Annotated in this window: 16 protein-coding genes; 12 read left to right on the top strand and 4 right to left on the bottom strand. The window is 45.7% G+C overall.

The window, feature by feature from the left end; genetic code table 11:
• The first annotated feature begins 136 nt into the window (after positions 1-136).
• Both KH172YL63_RS03390 and KH172YL63_RS03395 read left to right on the top strand, forming a co-directional pair.
• Positions 137-985, top strand: a complete 849-nt coding sequence (locus tag KH172YL63_RS03390) for a YfkD famly protein (protein WP_173104791.1) — start codon at positions 137-139, stop codon at positions 983-985.
• 104 nt (positions 986-1,089) lie between these two features.
• Positions 1,090-1,263 carry a hypothetical protein gene (locus tag KH172YL63_RS03395; RefSeq protein WP_173104792.1) on the top strand — a complete coding sequence of 58 codons (174 nt, stop codon included), beginning with the start codon at positions 1,090-1,092 and terminating at the stop codon, positions 1,261-1,263.
• Between the two features lie 190 nt (positions 1,264-1,453).
• Here the strand turns inward: KH172YL63_RS03395 and yfkAB are convergent, their stop codons facing one another.
• Positions 1,454-2,581 (bottom strand): radical SAM/CxCxxxxC motif protein YfkAB, encoded by a 1,128-nt coding sequence (gene yfkAB / locus KH172YL63_RS03400; RefSeq protein WP_173104793.1) that lies wholly within the window; start codon positions 2,579-2,581, stop codon positions 1,454-1,456.
• Positions 2,582-2,696: 115 nt separating this feature from the next.
• Here yfkAB and KH172YL63_RS03405 point away from each other — a divergent pair, with 115 nt between their 5' ends.
• The 7 genes from KH172YL63_RS03405 to rlmD all read left to right on the top strand — a co-directional run bounded on the left by KH172YL63_RS03405 (position 2,697) and on the right by rlmD (position 9,814).
• Positions 2,697-2,879, top strand: coding sequence for an SE1561 family protein (locus KH172YL63_RS03405; RefSeq protein ID WP_173104794.1), 183 nt, complete (start codon positions 2,697-2,699; stop codon positions 2,877-2,879).
• A gap of 129 nt (positions 2,880-3,008) precedes the next feature.
• Positions 3,009-3,455, top strand: coding sequence for a GNAT family N-acetyltransferase (locus tag KH172YL63_RS03410; RefSeq protein ID WP_173104795.1), 447 nt, complete (start codon positions 3,009-3,011; stop codon positions 3,453-3,455).
• 84 nt (positions 3,456-3,539) lie between these two features.
• A complete protein-coding gene (locus KH172YL63_RS03415; RefSeq protein WP_173104796.1) occupies positions 3,540-5,096 on the top strand; it encodes a fumarate hydratase in 1,557 nt (518 codons plus the stop codon).
• Positions 5,097-5,208: 112 nt separating this feature from the next.
• Positions 5,209-5,778, top strand: coding sequence for a DUF4825 domain-containing protein (locus KH172YL63_RS03420; RefSeq protein ID WP_173104797.1), 570 nt, complete (start codon positions 5,209-5,211; stop codon positions 5,776-5,778).
• Positions 5,779-6,584: 806 nt separating this feature from the next.
• Positions 6,585-7,358, top strand: coding sequence for a delta-lactam-biosynthetic de-N-acetylase (gene pdaA, locus KH172YL63_RS03425; protein ID WP_173104798.1), 774 nt, complete (start codon positions 6,585-6,587; stop codon positions 7,356-7,358).
• Between the two features lie 166 nt (positions 7,359-7,524).
• The gene (locus tag KH172YL63_RS03430) at positions 7,525-8,394 is read left to right on the top strand and encodes a DNA-3-methyladenine glycosylase family protein (RefSeq protein ID WP_173104799.1); all 870 of its coding nucleotides are present in this window, start codon (positions 7,525-7,527) and stop codon (positions 8,392-8,394) included.
• Positions 8,395-8,413: 19 nt separating this feature from the next.
• On the top strand, positions 8,414-9,814 hold the full coding sequence (rlmD, locus tag KH172YL63_RS03435) for a 23S rRNA (uracil(1939)-C(5))-methyltransferase RlmD (RefSeq protein WP_173104800.1): 1,401 nt from the start codon (positions 8,414-8,416) through the stop codon (positions 9,812-9,814).
• A gap of 80 nt (positions 9,815-9,894) precedes the next feature.
• On the opposite strand, the gene KH172YL63_RS03440 is transcribed toward rlmD, so the two are convergent.
• On the bottom strand, positions 9,895-11,505 hold the full coding sequence (locus KH172YL63_RS03440) for a glycoside hydrolase family 43 protein (protein WP_173104801.1): 1,611 nt from the start codon (positions 11,503-11,505) through the stop codon (positions 9,895-9,897).
• Between the two features lie 27 nt (positions 11,506-11,532).
• Complete coding sequence (locus KH172YL63_RS03445) at positions 11,533-12,711, bottom strand: ROK family transcriptional regulator (RefSeq protein ID WP_173104802.1); 1,179 nt, start codon at positions 12,709-12,711, stop codon at positions 11,533-11,535.
• A 155-nt stretch (positions 12,712-12,866) separates the two neighbouring features.
• Between KH172YL63_RS03445 and KH172YL63_RS03450 the strand changes: the two genes are divergently transcribed.
• The 3 genes from KH172YL63_RS03450 to KH172YL63_RS03460 all read left to right on the top strand — a co-directional run bounded on the left by KH172YL63_RS03450 (position 12,867) and on the right by KH172YL63_RS03460 (position 15,973).
• On the top strand, positions 12,867-14,168 hold the full coding sequence (locus tag KH172YL63_RS03450; RefSeq protein WP_173104803.1) for an extracellular solute-binding protein: 1,302 nt from the start codon (positions 12,867-12,869) through the stop codon (positions 14,166-14,168).
• Positions 14,169-14,256: 88 nt separating this feature from the next.
• On the top strand, positions 14,257-15,135 hold the full coding sequence (locus KH172YL63_RS03455; RefSeq protein WP_173104804.1) for a carbohydrate ABC transporter permease: 879 nt from the start codon (positions 14,257-14,259) through the stop codon (positions 15,133-15,135).
• 16 nt (positions 15,136-15,151) lie between these two features.
• Complete coding sequence (locus tag KH172YL63_RS03460; protein ID WP_173104805.1) at positions 15,152-15,973, top strand: carbohydrate ABC transporter permease; 822 nt, start codon at positions 15,152-15,154, stop codon at positions 15,971-15,973.
• A 177-nt stretch (positions 15,974-16,150) separates the two neighbouring features.
• Here KH172YL63_RS03460 and KH172YL63_RS03465 read toward each other — a convergent pair whose 3' ends face one another.
• Positions 16,151-16,759, bottom strand: a complete 609-nt coding sequence (locus KH172YL63_RS03465; RefSeq protein WP_232066110.1) for a YesL family protein — start codon at positions 16,757-16,759, stop codon at positions 16,151-16,153.
• Between the last annotated feature and the right edge of the window lie 115 nt (positions 16,760-16,874).

Genomic DNA, 16,874 nt, shown 5'->3' on the forward strand with positions numbered 1-16,874 from the left:
CCTAACAGCGGAATCCGATTATAGGAATCCGCTGTTTTTTTTGGAAGCAATTGATAGCAGTTTTGGGGGATAAGCTATGTCTTGTAGGAAAAACTAACGGCAAAACCTTAAGTTTAGTTTGAAAGGAGTCAATGATATGAAAATCATGCGCACTGCTCTTATGATTATTCTCGCATTCTTCGTTACCACATCAGGTCTCCATGCTGAAAATAATCCTAAAAAAGCGAATGAAAAAGCACCAAAGACAACTGAAAAAGCTCCACAGGCTGAAGATACACGGGTGAAAATTCCAAACTCGGTCTTAAACATCGCCAAGGAAAACACGTATCCGAACTCCACACAAGATCAGCCATACCTTCAGCCCAGCGAATGGTCCCAGGAACTCATCGAAACATCAAATGTTAGGATTGAAAATCCAAACCTGATCAGAATGTTGAACGAGTCGACCATGAATAAAGCGCCGACAATCGGTCTCAGGGCGACCATTTACCTAGGTGAGTGGCCTTTAAACTATGCATCGTCGGAAACCTCCCCAAATTGGGAATATCAGAAGGTGAACACAAACTACTTCGATAACCGTGGAGGTAAGTCCAATTACCAAATCCACTACGTTCAAGAAGCACAAAAAGTAGTAAAAGGCGGACTCACGGCTAAGGTGCCGCACGCAGATGATGTAGAAAAAATGATGCTCATCAAAGCCATGGATAAATCAAAACTTCCCCTCGCATTTCAAACGATTGTCGGTGCAGGGACAAAGAAGGACCATGTGTACAACATCTCTCCTAAAAGACTTGGATATCTGTACGCCTTTGCCCCGGCCATAAACGAAAAAGGAAAAGTGACATATGGGGAAGTATTCCTCGTCATGAAAGGAACAAAGCGCTCCATCGTTGTCAAAAACGTCACTTCACAAGGCGTGGGAGCATGGATACCGGTTCAGGATCATGTCCACTTCGGCTTCATGGCCAGCGAATCACCAAGATAAAGGTTTAAAAAAGAGTGAATGCGGGTAAATCCATATTTCACTCTTTTCTTATTTTCCTTAATATGTTATAATAATTAGAATATTCAGAATTAGGAGGGGTATCAATGGAATATCTTATGATCTTTGGTGGACTGCTTGTAGCATTCATTACACTGAGAGTTTGGTTCGGGGCAAGACGTGCGAAAATCTATGCGGAAATCAAAAAACAAAAATACAACGCCATAGACCCGGCACTCGAAAAAATCTCCCCAACCAACAACCGCACAACCATCAACTAAAAACACATTGGACCCCGATCCAATGTGTTTTTTTCTCTTTTGTGAGGGACGGACCTTGGTTTTTTAGATGAAAATGGTGTCCTAAAGGGGTTAGTGGTTCCGTTGTGGGGGACGGACCTCCATGGGTGGGATCACTTGGAAGCAAAAAGAAAACCCAAATCCACAACCAGATTTGGGTTTCCTTCATTATTTATCGTGATATTTTCGCTTCCCGCTTTGAAAAGTCGACATCCTGATAGTACATGGATTTCACCAATACGTTCGGTCCGAGGCAGCGGGCCATCGGGCAGTGGCAGTTCAGTTCCTTGGCAAGGGGCTGATCTTTCCACTTGTTGAAGATATCGGGAAGCGTGTCTGTCGTAATATTACCAAGCGGCGCTGTGTCTCCGAAGTCTGTCACGATCACGTCTCCGGTGAAGATGTTGACGTTGAGGCGGGATCGTCCGTCCGGGTCATTTCTGACACTCACATTCTTGGCTGCATAGAGCTCAGTCAAGAAATCAAGATCATCTTGAGATGAGCTGCATGGATAAAAGGGCAGTGTGCCGAACAGCATCCACACGCTGTCATCACGGAATGCAAGGATGTTCCGGATTGCTTCACGGGTTTCTTCTAATGAAAGTGTCTCAAGGCTTGAAGCGAAGTCTGAAGGATACATCGGATGTATTTCGTGACGTCCGCACTTCATTTCGTCAACTATCTGACGATGGATCTTCTCGAGATAAGGCAGGGTATTTTTATTTAACATCGTTTCCGCCGAGACAAGCACGCCACGCTCAGACAGGGCACGACTGTTTTCAATCATGCGGTCGAACAGCTTCTTGCGCTGCTCCCTTGTCGGCTTTCGTTCCATGTTGGCAAACCCGACATCGATGAATTCATCGATCGTTCCCCAGTTATGGGAGATGTGCAGCACATCGAGATACGGGGCGATCAGTAAATAGCGGTCGAGATCAAGGGTGAGATTAGAATTAATCTGTGTATGTACGCCCCGTGAATGTGCGTACTTCAATAATGGAAGAACATAATTTTCAACCGATTTCTTAGACATCATCGGCTCTCCTCCGGTAATACTAAGGGAACGGAGCGTTTTGATATCATCAAGTTTCTTAAGGATCAGTTCAATGGGAAGGGCGCTCGGGTCCTTCGGTGAAAGGGTATAACCGACGGCACAGTGCTCGCATCTCATGTTACAGAGCGTCGTGGTGGTGAATTCAATATTGGAAAGCGTGATGTCACCGTGTTCATCCACGTCTAAATATGCCTCCCAAGGATCATGCTCAATCGACATTTTCTTGGTGAGAGGTTCAGTTTTCATTCGTAAAAGCTCCTTTATTAATCAGTCATCTATCCATTATTGAGAAAGGGTAAGCCCTTGTCAATCCGAAAATTATTGGTTACGATAGTAATCGAACTGAAAGGAGAGAGGACCATTGGGTAAAGCAGTCAACGATAAAGACTCACAAGTGAGTTATTTGAAACAACGCCTTAACCTTTTCGTCGACGTTCTGGATTCAATCGACCCTGAACAGGCTGACATTGACGATATCGACCGCCTGATCGCGATGATCGATGATATAGAAGTAAAATGCGAACAATTCAAGAAAAGTGAGTAAGAGTCCAGAGCGGGCTCTTATTTTTTTAGGGAAGGACCTCTGCTCGTCCACAACCCCCACCAAGCAGGAATTCTCTTCCAATAGGTCTAACTTTAAATACGATACCAATCATTAAAGGAGAGACGCCCCATGATCATCACACCCATCGACAGAGATCAATGCGAACAGGCCAAGAATGTAATATTAGCAGGATTTATGGAACGTTTCGGCTTCATCGACCACACATTAAATCCTGATATTCAGGACATTTCCTTAGAGTATGACGGCATACAGCATCATTTTTTTGTAGGAAAAGAAAACGGCAGACTCATCTGTACCGGAGCGATACGTAAGGAAAAGGGAGATACATACCAGATTGTCAGGATGTCGGTTCTTGCTTCACACAGAAAACGTGGTCTCGGACGCATCATGCTCAAGTTTTTGGAAGAAAAAGCCCAAACGCTTGGAGCCCGGCGCCTCATCTTGGAAACGAATAAACAATGGTCGGATGCGATCCGATTTTACGAAAATAATGGGTTTGTCTATACCGGTGAAGACGACGATTCCTGTTATTTCGAGAAGGAAATTCCGTTGTGAAATCCCTTTCAATCTCAATCTTATAGGAGTATAATGATGTATGAAAATTAAGACTGTTATTGAGATCTTTAGAGGGGGAGAACGATGAATAAAGAGACATTACAGCAAAGCATGTACGACTTGATTGTGGAAACGTCCACGAACCTGCCGAAGGATGTCAGACGCGCGATCCGGTCGGCGAAAGCCCGTGAGAACGCAGGCACCCGTGCGGCAATGAGTTTGGACACAATTTCAAATAATGTAAAGATGGCCGATGACAATGTATCACCGATCTGTCAGGACACCGGTCTTCCAACTTTTAAAATAAAAACACCGGTTGGCGTGAATCAGCTTGAAATCAAAGAAGCGATTTATGCAGCCATGGTACAGGCGACAAAGGACGGAAAGCTCCGCCCGAACTCTGTTGATTCTCTCACTGGGGCAAACTCCGGGGACAACCTTGGTCTTGGGACGCCTGTCATCAAGTTCGAGCAGTGGGAAAAGGATTATATCGATGCACGCCTGATCTTAAAGGGCGGTGGTTGTGAAAATAAAAACATCCAGTACAGCCTTCCTTGTGAGCTTGAAGGACTGGGCCGTGCAGGACGTGACCTGGACGGGATCCGCAAATGTGTGATGCATTCTGTGTATCAGGCCCAGGGACAAGGCTGCAGCGCCGGATTCATCGGCGTTGGCATCGGTGGAGACCGTTCGTCTGGATACGATCTTGCAAAAGAGCAACTCTTCCGTTCCGTTGATGACGTGAATCCAGTTGAAGATCTTCGCAAGCTGGAAGAGTATGTGATGGAAAATGCGAATGAGCTAGGAATCGGAACGATGGGATTCGGCGGGGAAACGACGCTTCTTGGCTGTAAGGTCGGCGTCATGAACCGTATCCCGGCAAGCTTCTTCGTGTCGGTTGCCTACAACTGCTGGGCTTTCCGCCGCCTCGGCGTGAAGCTTGATGTGGACACTGGCGGAATCGACGAATGGTTCTATCAGGAAGGCGAAAAGATTGACCTGACACAAGGATCTGAAGCCGAGCTTGAAACAGCTGCTGCATCATCCGGCGAACAGCCGAATGTCGTGGTTCTTGAAGCGCCGATCACGGAAGAGAAAATTCGCGGATTGAAAGTGGGAGACGTTGTTCAGATCAACGGCCGCATGTACACAGGACGGGACGCAATTCACAAGCATCTGAGCGAAAACGATGCGCCGGTCGACCTTGATGGTCAGATCATCTACCACTGTGGGCCCGTGATGTTAAAGGACGATGAGGGCAACTGGCATGTGAAAGCGGCCGGTCCAACGACATCGATTCGTGAGGAACCTTACCAAGGCGACATCATGAAGCGCTTCGGTATCCGTGCTGTCATCGGTAAAGGCGGTATGGGTCCTAAAACCCTTGCTGCCCTGAAAGATCACGGCGGCGTGTACTTGAATGCCATCGGCGGCGCGGCCCAGTACTACGCAGATTGCATCAAAGGTGTAGACGGCGTCGATTTGATGCAGTTCGGCATCCCTGAAGCAATGTGGCATCTGAATGTTGAAGGCTTCACAGCGGTCGTGACAATGGATTCGCATGGAAACAGTCTCCATGAAGAAGTAGATAAATCTTCACTGGAAAAACTGGCACAGTTCAAGGACCCTGTATTCAAATAAGAAAAAGGTACCATCCTGCACAAGCTGCGGGATGGTTTTTTTAATGGGTAATTATGTTAATATAGGTGGAGATATGAAACACTGAACGCAGAAAAATATTGGAGGATGACAGATGAATTTCTATAAGGTAATGGGCATGATGATTCTCGTGTTGATGCTGATTTTAACAGGCTGTGGTAGCAATCCGGAAAAAGAAGCAGACATCACTTCTATTGAAGATGTGAATCTGGATAGTTTAAAAGATCATAGCGGAACCTATGTAGGAGACAACTCAAACGTACAAGCGATCCTACAGGAGCTCCCTGGTGGTGAAACGATCAAAGAAATCGATCTTTCTAATGAAAGCCTGGACGTAACCTACGGATATAAAGAAGGAAACCTGTCAGAATCAGACGTAAATGAATACTGGTTCGACGGTACCAACGTCAACCGTAAGAACTTTTACTACAACGCCATCTACCTGACACTTCTCGTTCCAAACGCTAAAGAATATCATTTTACCGTCGACGAAGCGAAAGTGTCAGTATCCCGTGACAAAATGGTCGCAGGCCTGTCCAAAGAATTCAGCGACTTCCCAAAAGGAGAAGACATCTGGGACCCAAAAACCGTCTCTGCCTTCATCGAAAAACACCAAGGCAAAATGACCGAGATGGCAACTCAGTATCAGACTTTTTTTGAGTAGGGGGGAGTGATTAGGGGGACGGACCTTTGGGGGTAGTTGGTTTTTCAATTAGGGTTGGGGGCTGCCAGCCCTAATTACGCAATAAACCTTGAAAGTCGCGCAATTGATGGCGGATTTCACGCAATAAAGGGTGAAAGTTGCGCAATAAGTGGTGAAAGTTACGCAATTAGCTCTGGGAAGCAGGGTGCGGGCCGGAGCTTTACCTGTAAAACAGTGATTTAAGAGGTGGCTGGTCAAAAATAAGCATAGTACTGACTAAAAGGTATGAGGAGAAGGCGAAATTTGGCTGTGAATTTGCATTTTGAACCCTGCCTACCGTCAATTACGTAGGGATCAGCCCGCGGAACTAGTTGAAGCATCAGGCCTTCCATATCAATCGCAGTGATCTAAGAATTCACTAATTAATATTACGAAAAAAAATCATCCAAAAGGTAAGACGAGAAGCTGAAATTCAGCTGCGAATCCACCATCTAAACACCCTCAACAGCAATTACGCAATAACCCCTCAAAGTCACGCAATAAGTACTGGATTCCACGCAATAAAGCCTCAATCTCACGCAATAACCATCCATTCTCACGCAATAACCATCCATTCTCACGCAATAACCACTCCACCGTCCATAAACCATACCCCATTCCCCATGCCGACGGCCAAAACTCCCCCTGCACCAGCACAAAAGACCATTCCGCCACCCTTTTTACCACTAAAATTCGCAGATCCACCCAATGCTGGATACTATTAGTACACATGAATCCTCTCTGTTCTCAGGAAACTAAGGGAAACGGTAGTGAAAGAAGGGTTCAATTTGCGAAAATCGCTTAAAGTGCTGCTGATCGCGTCCATTTTAGTATGTCTCATCCCGGCCCAGGCTTATGCAGTATCGAATAATCCGATCGGGTGGGGCTTCAAGAAAAGTCAAAACGAAGTACAACCGGAGGCAGGTCCAGAATATGACCAACTCCTTGAAAAATACGGAGCCTTTTATAAAGGTTCACCAGATGAAAAAGTGCTGTATGTCACCTTTGATAATGGATATGAAAATGGCTACACGGAAAAGATCCTGAACGTGCTGAAGCAGGAAAAAGTGCCGGCCACGTTTTTTGTAACCGGCCATTATCTGTTAAGTGCAGAGGACCTCGTCAAGCGGATGGTAAAGGAAGGGCATATTATCGGTAACCACTCCTGGCATCATCCGGACTTCACGGCAAGTTCCGACCAGAAGATCAGGGAAGAGCTGGAGAAAGTCAAAGTGAAAACAAAGGAGTTGACCGGGCAGAAAGAGATGAAGTATTTGCGTCCACCACGTGGCGTCTTCTCTGAGCGGACGCTTCAAATCGCGAAGGAAGAAGGCTACATCCATGTGTTCTGGTCGCTTGCTTTCATCGATTGGAAAACCGATCAGCAAAAGGGCTGGCAGTATTCATACGACAACATCATGGCCCAAGCCCATCCAGGTGCGATCATACTGCTCCACTCCGTCTCAAAAGACAATGCTGACGCACTAGAAAAAGCTATTAAAGACCTCAAAAAACGTGGATATACCTTTAAAAGCCTAGATGAGCATCCAAAGATGAAGTAAGAGGGACGGACCTTCATTCCTAAGACCTGGTCCTAGGAAATGAGGTCCGTCCCCAAAATGGAATATTTTTCACAGTGGGATGGACCTTTGAAGGTCCGTCCCTCTTTAGTTCCACGGGGTGTGTGCTATAATACACATACAAGTTTTGTGCGGAGGGATGAGGACAATGGCAGTTAGGAATGTTAAGATTGAGGGTCCGTATGATTTTGATCGGGTGTTGGAGCGTTTGGCGCTTGATCCGTTGAATAGTGTGGATCAGCTCGACCGGAGTGTGAAGGTCCCGTATTATCTTCAGGATGGTGGCGGGGAGGTCATTACGGTGCAGGCTGTCGGTACGACGGATGAGCCGGAGTTCACGATCACGTTTGAGAGTGAAGAGGGGATTGAAGAGAAGCAGCAACGCATGTCGGATATCTTCCAATGGGAGACGGGTCTCATGGATATGCACGAGCACTTTCTTCAAACAGATCTCAGACCGATTTTTGAAGAGCATGTCGGAACGCCTATCATGCTTGAATTCGACCCGTTTGCGACGATCGTGAAGAGCATCATCCATCAGCAGCTGAATCTGAAGTTCGCCTTCACCCTCACCCATCGTTTCGTTACGACTTACGGATGGGAGAAAGACGGCGTTTGGTTCTATCCGTCAGCTGAGAAAATCGCCGGTCTTACGGTGGCTGAACTTCGTGAGCTTCAATTCAGTCAGCGGAAAGCGGAGTATGTAATCGGGCTTGGGCAGAAAGTGTCCAGTGGTGAACTTGATTTAGATGCTTTGGCGAAGCAATCCGATGAGGAAGTCATCAAAGAGCTGACGAAAATCCGCGGCATTGGTCCATGGACAGCCCAAAGCTATCTGTTATTCGGGCTCGGCCGGCCGAATTTATTCCCGAAAGCGGATATCGGCATCCAGAACGCCATCAAACAATTATTCGAAATGGAGCAGAAACCGACGATGGACGAACTCGATCGCTTCAGCGCGGACTGGCATCCTTACTTAAGCTATGCATCCTTGTACTTATGGAGAAGTATTGAATAGATAGAACGGACGTGAATCAATGAAAAAGCAATATGCAAAAAAGCATCACAGTAATGAAGTGAAAATAGAGCTGAAACAGCAGTTTCCCCTGACGATAAAGAAAATCGGAATCAACGGTGAAGGAGTCGGGTTCTTTAAGCGGAAAATCGTCTTCGTACCAGGCGCCCTCGCAGGTGAAGAGGTGGTCGTGGAAGTGACCAAGGTCCACCCGAAATTCACAGAAGCACGCATCAAAAAAATCCGCAAGAAGTCACCGCAGCGAACGAAAGCGCCATGCCCGGTATACGAGCTGTGCGGAGGATGTCAGCTGCAGCATTTGTCCTACGAGGGTCAGCTTGATGCGAAACGGGACATCCTGCTTCAATCACTCGAGCGCCATACGAAGCTGAAGCTTGAAGATATGGACATCCGCCCGACGATCGGTATGGACAACCCTTGGCATTACAGAAACAAGAGTCAATTCCAGGTGGGCACCCAGAATGGGAAAGTCATTGCAGGCCTGTACAGCATGAATTCCAATAAGCTCATCGATATTGACGAGTGTATCGTTCAGCACCCGCTGACAAACAAGGTGACTACTGAAATCAAACGGATCATCAATGATTTCAACATTCCTGTTTTTGATGAGAAAAAGAAAATGCCGATCATCAAGACGATTGTCACCCGGGTAGGATTTGAAACAGGAGAGGTCCAGGTGGTACTGGTCACGACGGAAAAGAAAATCCCTCGCAAGGAATTACTGATCAATGAAATCCAAAAGCGCCTGCCGGAAGTCGTGTCGATTGCACAGAATATCAATCCGAAGAAAACGGCACTCGTCTTCGGCGACGAAACGATTCATTTGTCGGGTAAAGAAAGTATCGAAGAGCGTCTCGAAGAATTCACATACGAGCTTTCTGCACGTGCCTTCTTCCAGCTTAATCCGATCCAGACGAGCAAGTTGTACAATGAAGCCAAGAAAGCGGCCGGGCTCACTGGTGAAGAAAAGGTTGTCGATGCTTATTGTGGCGTTGGGACGATCGGTCTTTGGCTTGCTGACGGGGCGAAGGAAATCCGGGGGATGGACCTCATCAAGGAAGGGATCGATGACGCCAAGAAGAATGCGAAGAAATTCGGCGTCGATCATGCTGAATACTTTGTCGGAGGAGCGGAAACGCTCATGCCTAAGTGGAAGAATGAAGGCTGGCGACCGGATGTCGTCGTAGTCGATCCACCGCGGACGGGGTGTGACAACAAGCTGCTTGATACCCTGAAAGAAGTGAAGCCGAAAACGTTTGTCTACGTTTCCTGTAACCCTTCGACCCTGGCGAAGGATATCGATTATTTGAAGAAGCAATATCGGGTCGAGTATTTACAGCCTGTGGATATGTTCCCGCAGACGGCACACGTGGAAGTTGTGGCAAAGCTTGTATTAAAATAAGAAAATATATAAATACCAAAAAGCCAAGAATGCGTATCAAACGACATCCTTGGCTTTTAGTTTTATACAAACGTCAACCCTTACTTATCTTCCCGATACATAAAATAATCAAAGTCTGCATGCAGTTTTTGACCGGAAGTATCCTGGCACTGCATGCCGACGAAGGCTCCGGTGAAGAATCCTCCACCTTGGATGTAATCATCAGAAAGCTTGTGTGATGGAAGGGAGACAGGGATCTCAGTCCAGTCCTGTCCATCAAAGGAGTAAGAGTATTTGTATAGAGTTTCTTTGACGTTGACCCGTAGATAGACGGATTCGATGTCATCAGGGATTTTGATGACGTCTGCCCCTAATGGTTGATCGAAAGTGAAGTTGTCACATGTGGTGAGATCCAGGATCCGTCCTTTTTCTTCATGCCAGGTGATTTGAAGGGCGGTCCAGTTTTGGGTGTTGTAGTAGTTGACCAGGCCTGCTGCCTGTTGGAACGTTTCAGGTCTGAATGAGACTTTCGTTTCGGCAGTGAAATGGAAATGCTGCCAGCGTCTTGCGATGTGGGCCTGTGTGAATTTGGATGTAAGTGACTCGGCTCCGTAAAGGCGGAGGTGCCCAGGGTTATCACGCAGTGACATGATTGTTTCATTTAGCGGGATACGCAGCGATTGAAAGTGAAGGTTGAGCGTGTACGAGTTGAAATCGTCTACTTCCTCAACATCATCCTCCCATACGACTTCATCCATGGCAGGTGCCTGTATGTTGACGGAAGGATGGCTGCCTCCGACCACATATGGCCAGTCTTGTTTCCACTCCAGCCGTTGGATCGCGGTCTCCCTGCCAAGTGGACAATAGCCTCTTGGATCGAGTAAAGGTTTATTTTCCTGCTGAAGAGGGCGTCCTGTTAAATGGACAAGGTACCATTCGTCGGTATGGGTGTGAACGATGGACGCATGGCCAGCTTTTTGCAATGGATTTCTTGGGGTTTGAAAGGACGAAATCAATGGGTTCTCAGGATGAACCTCATATGGCCCCCATAAATCCTTTGATCGTGCGATGGTTGCTTGATGATCGTATTTTGTGCCGCCTTCAGCTGTAAGAAGATAGTAATAACCGTTCATCTGATAAAGGTGGGGGGCTTCTGTCAGCTTGACATCGGTCCCTTGGAAAATGATTTTCTTTTTCCCGATCAGCTTTCTCTCGCTCACGCTGTATTCCTGCATGACGATACCGTAAAAGGGATGATGACCCACCCGTTGGTCCCACATCATATTGACGAGATATTTCTTCCCGTCATCATGATGGAAAAGGGACGGGTCAAAGCCGGAGCTGTTCAGGTGGATTGGTTCTGACCATTCTCCATCAATGGAGGCGCATGTGACAAGGTAGTTATGGCAGTCTTTCCATTGTCCATCAACGACTTTCACATCGGTATAGATCAGCCAGAACTTCCCGTCGGCGTATGAGAGGGCAGGTGCCCACACGCCTCCAGAATCCGGATTTCCTTTCATGTCAAGCTGGGTGATACGGTTTAATGGTCTTGAAACAAGGTGCCAATTCTTTAAATCCTTTGAATGGTAGATGCCGACTCCAGGAAACCATTCAAATGTGGATACAGCAATATAATAATCTTCGTCTACCCGGCAGATGCTCGGGTCTGGATTGAAGCCTTGCAGAATCGGATTTTGAATCATGTTCATTGTGAATCCCCCTTCAAGTATCAATGCTTACAGTAAATCGATCGTTAAAAAGTTTTCACTTGCATAAGCGGCTACACCCAAAGCTGTTGAATGGGTGGATAACTGTGAGAAATCAATGCTCAGATCTTTTTGATGTGTCCAGAGTGTCTGGGTTTTTTTCTTGCTGATTGGTTCATTAAGCCACCGGGAGGAAGAAGCCAGGCGATTCCCGATGATGACTTGCTCGGGGTTGAATATATTAATGATGTTGTTGATGCCGGTGCCAAGATAAGCACCGATTTCTTCAAAGATCGAAATGACTGCTTTATCTCCGTTTTCAGCGAGTTCATTCAAGCTTTCCAGGGAGAGGTTATCACCGTCATCCGTCTTGATTTGTTGATTGGCGGCGCTGCTCAGCAGGGCTTTTTCAGAAGCGAACAGCTCCCAGCAGCCAAAGTTTCCGCATCGGCATTGCGGTCCATCTCCTTCAATTGTCATATGACCAAGCTCGCCGGAAAAACCGTTGTTTCCCTTATAGAGTTCACCGTTAAGGATAAGGCCAACACCAATACCGATGCCGACGCTTACATAAATGATGTTATCGGCGTCTTTCCCTGCACCGAACTTTTTCTCTCCGTAGGCTCCGGCGTTGGCTTCGTTCTCGATTTGGACAGGAACGTTATACTTTTCCTCAATGATGTTCTTAAGATGGATGTTTTTCCAATTTAGATTGGGTGCAAGGAGGATCTCTCCGTCGGTGCTGACTGTACCCGGTACACCAACCCCTATGCCGACGATCCCGTAATGGCTCGGGGGAGCGGCTGCAATGAGCGCATCCACAATCACAAATAATTCTTGAAGGATTTCTTCATAGGTGAAGTCATTGAATTGAATCATTTTTTCATCGCATATATTCCCTTGAAGATCTGTTAGGATACCGAGGATATAATTGACACCGATATCGACTCCGATGGAATATCCGGCTACTTGATTGAACAGGAGCATGACCGGTCTTCGGCCTCCGCTGGATACACCTGGTCCGGATTCAAGGATGAGGTTTTCTTTTAACAGCTCACTTACCTGGGAAGATACCGTACCTTTGTTCAGTCCTGTTTTGTTCGCGATGTCGGCACGGGAAATGGGGGTGAAGTCCTGTATCGTCTGGAGGACGAGGGACTTGTTGCCTTTTTTCACAACGTGCTGATTATACGTTTGGGTCGTTTTCATGTACAAGCTCCAATCTTTCACTTTTGTCTAAGTGTATCACTATATGTTTATATTATAAACTTAGTTTATCCACTAGACAAACATTCTTTTCGGTGGTAATCTTGAAATAGTAGCAAGTTCCTATGTCAAAATATGAATATTGGGGGTATTTAATTTTGAGGAAAAAGAAAGCGGTTACAACGTTTTTTGCCATTTGTTCGTCTCTGATCCTTGTCACTGGCTGCTCTGGTTCTGATGAAAAAGCTTCGGGCTCCAAAGGGGAAAAAACGATCGAGTTTATGCATTTATGGCCTGAAGGAAGCTCAAAAAAACACAATACGATTGTCAGTGAAATCATCAATGATTTTGAAAAGGAACATCCTGATGTGAAAGTGGATCTTGAAGTACTCAGCAATGAACAATATAAGGATAAGCTAAAGGTGCTTTCGACTTCGAATGAATTGCCGGATGTAGGGATGACGTGGGCAGCAGGATTCATGGAACCTTATGTAAAAGGGAAGAAGTTCGCTTCTTTAGATGATCTGGTGGAAGGTGATTTAAAGGATCGTTTCGTTGCAGGGACCGCAGAAGCATATGCTGTGGATGGCAGCACCTATGGCTTACCTCTTGAATTAAATATCGCCACAGTATTTTATAACAAAGAAATCTTTAATAAATACGGATTAGAAGCGCCAAAAACGTATGAAGAGCTTCAACAAGTAGTAAAAACGCTGAATGAAAATGATGTCGCGCCGATTGCTCTTGGAAACAAAGACCGATGGACAGGTTCATTATGGTATATGTATCTTGCAGACCGGATCGGCGGCGCGAATACATTGCCTGATGCGATTCACCGTAAAGGATCTTTTGAGGATCCGGCACTTGTGTCAGCAGCTGAAAAAGTCCAGGAGTTAGTGGATGAGAAAGCTTTTGTCAAAGGATTTAACGGTCTCTCAGATGAAGAAGCAAAGAGTATGTTCATGAACGAACAGGCCGCCATGTATCTGATTGCGACATGGGACCTGCCGAACTATACAACCAATGAGGATGTGCCAAAAGAATTCAGGGATTCCATCGGCTACTTTAACTTCCCGACGGTTGACGGTGAAGGGGATATGAACAGCTTTGTCGGTGGTCCAGGGGTTGGATTATTCGTTGCCGAAGATTCAGATGTAAAGGAAGAAGCGAAAGAATTTGCTTCATTTTTCCTTCAAGAGTGGGGAGAAAAATTGGTTACAGAAGCAGGGGTCATTCCAGCCACTAAGTTGGACGCTGAATCATTGGATTTACCTGAGATGTATGTTGATGTGCTGGAAGATCTGAATAAAGCAAGCAATATCACATTATTTGCTGATGTTCAGATGAGTGCAGATGTGGCCCAGGTTCATTTAGATATGATCCAGGCATTGTTTGGAAAAGAAGTTTCTCCAAAAGAGTTTGCCAAGGAGCATGAAAAGGCCCTTTCGGCAGAAGAATAATGTAGACCAAATATTATTGATGAAAGAAAAGGACATACCTTTTTGGCGGCTTGTCCTTTTCTATTTTTAACATATGGGGTTGAATATCATGAATAAAGTAATGTCGAATAAATGGATCATTGCATTATATGTCCTTCCTGCCCTTTTGCTTATCGGTCTCTTGATTTTTATCCCGCTTATTCTGACAGGGTATTATGGGCTGATGGATTGGGACGGGATCGGCACCATGGAATTCATAGGGTTAGAGAATTATATTCAGGCCGTCCAGGATAAAAAGTTCTGGGACAGTGCACTTCATTCATCCTTATTAGCGCTATTTTCAACATTAAGCTTAATCATCTATCTGATTATCTCCTTGATCTTGGCTTCAAAGATAAAGGGTGCGGATTTATTAAGAAAGATCTATCTGATCCCGATGCTCCTTTCATCTGTCGCGATTGCCCAACTGTGGATCAAAGTGTTCAATCCATCAAATGGAGTTTTGAATAGCCTGTTGATGTCGGTCGGCTTTGAAAATCCTCCGGCGTGGCTCGCTGAACCTTCCGTTGTACTGTACGCAATCTTCATCCCCATTCTATGGCAATACGCCGGTTTTTACATTCTGATCTATTACGCAGCATTGAAGAACATCCCGGAATCCCTAGTGGAGGCAGCAAAAATTGATGGTGCCACACCTTTTCAAATCGCTTATAAAATCAAGCTCCCGCTGATCATGGGGGTGGTGAAGGTCACCATCGTCCTTGCAGTAGTGGGATCCTTGAAGTATTTTGATTTGATCTATGTGATGACAGGCGGGGGACCGAACGGGGCAAGTGAAGTAATGGCTTCTTATATGTATAAATTAGCTTTTTCAAGTAATGATTTTGGCTATGGGAGTGCCATCGGATTCTTACTGCTGATCATTACACTCATTGTGACCGTCATCATCCGGAAGTTGACGGCGACAAAAGAAGAAATCCAATATTAATGGGAGGTATGGTCAAATGAAGCGCGCTGGCTATTCGTTACTCTATCTATGTCTGGGGATCGTCGCTCTCCTTCAATTGTTTCCGATCGTATGGCTCTTTCTCTTCTCATTGAAAGATAACCGTGACATCTTTTCTAACTCTCCTTTCTCCCTTCCTTCTGAGTTTCATTGGGAGAACTACGGAAAGGTATGGGAGGGGGGAATAGGCGTTTATTTCTGGAACAGTATTTGGATCACAGGCATCGCGATTGTGTTCACAGTCATTCTGGCAAGCATGGCCACGTTCGCGATCACGAGAATGAGGTGGAAATGGAGTAAATGGGTGCTTGGCTTATTCATGGTCGGGCTGATGATCCCGATCCACTCATCGATCATTCCGTTGTTCAGTATGTTCCTGAATGTCAATTTAATTGATAATCCATGGTCGATCGTCATTACATATACTGCCTATAACCTGCCGATTACGATGATGATCCTGCTTGGCTTTTATTATACGCTTCCCCGTGAAATAGAGGAGGCTGCGATCATGGATGGATGCTCTGTGCACAGGATGTTCTTTAAGATCATCCTGCCGATGACGATGCCGGTTATGTCCACAACGGTCATCATTAACATGATTTATAATTGGAACGAATTTGTCTTCGTCAATACGTTCGTCAGCTCAGATGAATATAAGACCCTGACAGTCGGGATCCAGAATTTCATCGGACAATATATGACCGATTGGGGCGCAATCGGCGCAACCCTTATCATCAGTGTACTGCCCATCCTGCTTGCATTCTTCTTCTTTAGCAATAAAGTGGTGGAAGGGATTTCTTCAAGTGCAGTGAAAGGGTAGGGGTTATATTCATGTTTAGTTTAAGAGTTTAATAGAAAAAGGTATACATGCATGAGTGAAAGCATGCTTAGGTGAGTAAAGCGGAAAGTGAGCACCTGCAGACCCAATGAATATCCAACCAAAAGAGATCGTCCTCTATTTATTAGGAGACGATCTCTTCGTCATGCTACCTCATATTCATCGTGCCTGCTTTCGTTGAAGCCGGTCAAATGCGTTCAGGGAAATCCACATGGTCACAAAGGCAGATGTGCTTCCGCCAAAGAATACCGCCAAAGCCGGGAATAGAAACATGATGTAAAAAAATGAGCCTAGACCAATCAGGATTGCGAGCGTATGTAATGGATGAATGATCATGATGAGGAGTGCTTGTTTCATGACGCCTGCCACCCCCAGCTGGTAATGAACATAAACAGGAAAGAGATAAAACAGGATGAATAGAAAAAACAGTGTGAACGAGAATAGTAGAATATGGGCACCTGATATGAGCTCATCCATCTTCAATTGGAAATAGCGGATATCAAGGACGAGCAGAAAAAGGGCGAAAAAAATGGAGAAGCCCATCCGATTGCTTTTCCAGAACTCTTTTTTATAATATCCGAAAAAGGAAGGGAAAAGGGGGGACACGGGACCGTTTCTTATCCATCCCCTTATGACGGCAAACATGGCCACCGTGGCTGGGAAAAAACCGAATAGCACGCCACCTGCCAATGTAAAGCCGATCCATAATAAATTGAGATATGCGAAGCGGGTGATCCACTCGATCATGTTGTGCAAGACGTTATTCAATCTTAGAACCTCCCATATGGTTAGCAGGTATTTGTGATTATTATAAAGCATTTGAATGGATATTACAGTAGTTTAGAAACTTTGTTTATTCAATAGACAAACTAACCATGTGTTG

Source organism: Bacillus sp. KH172YL63, from assembly GCF_011398925.1.
Lineage (GTDB): Bacteria > Bacillota > Bacilli > Bacillales > Bacillaceae_B > Rossellomorea.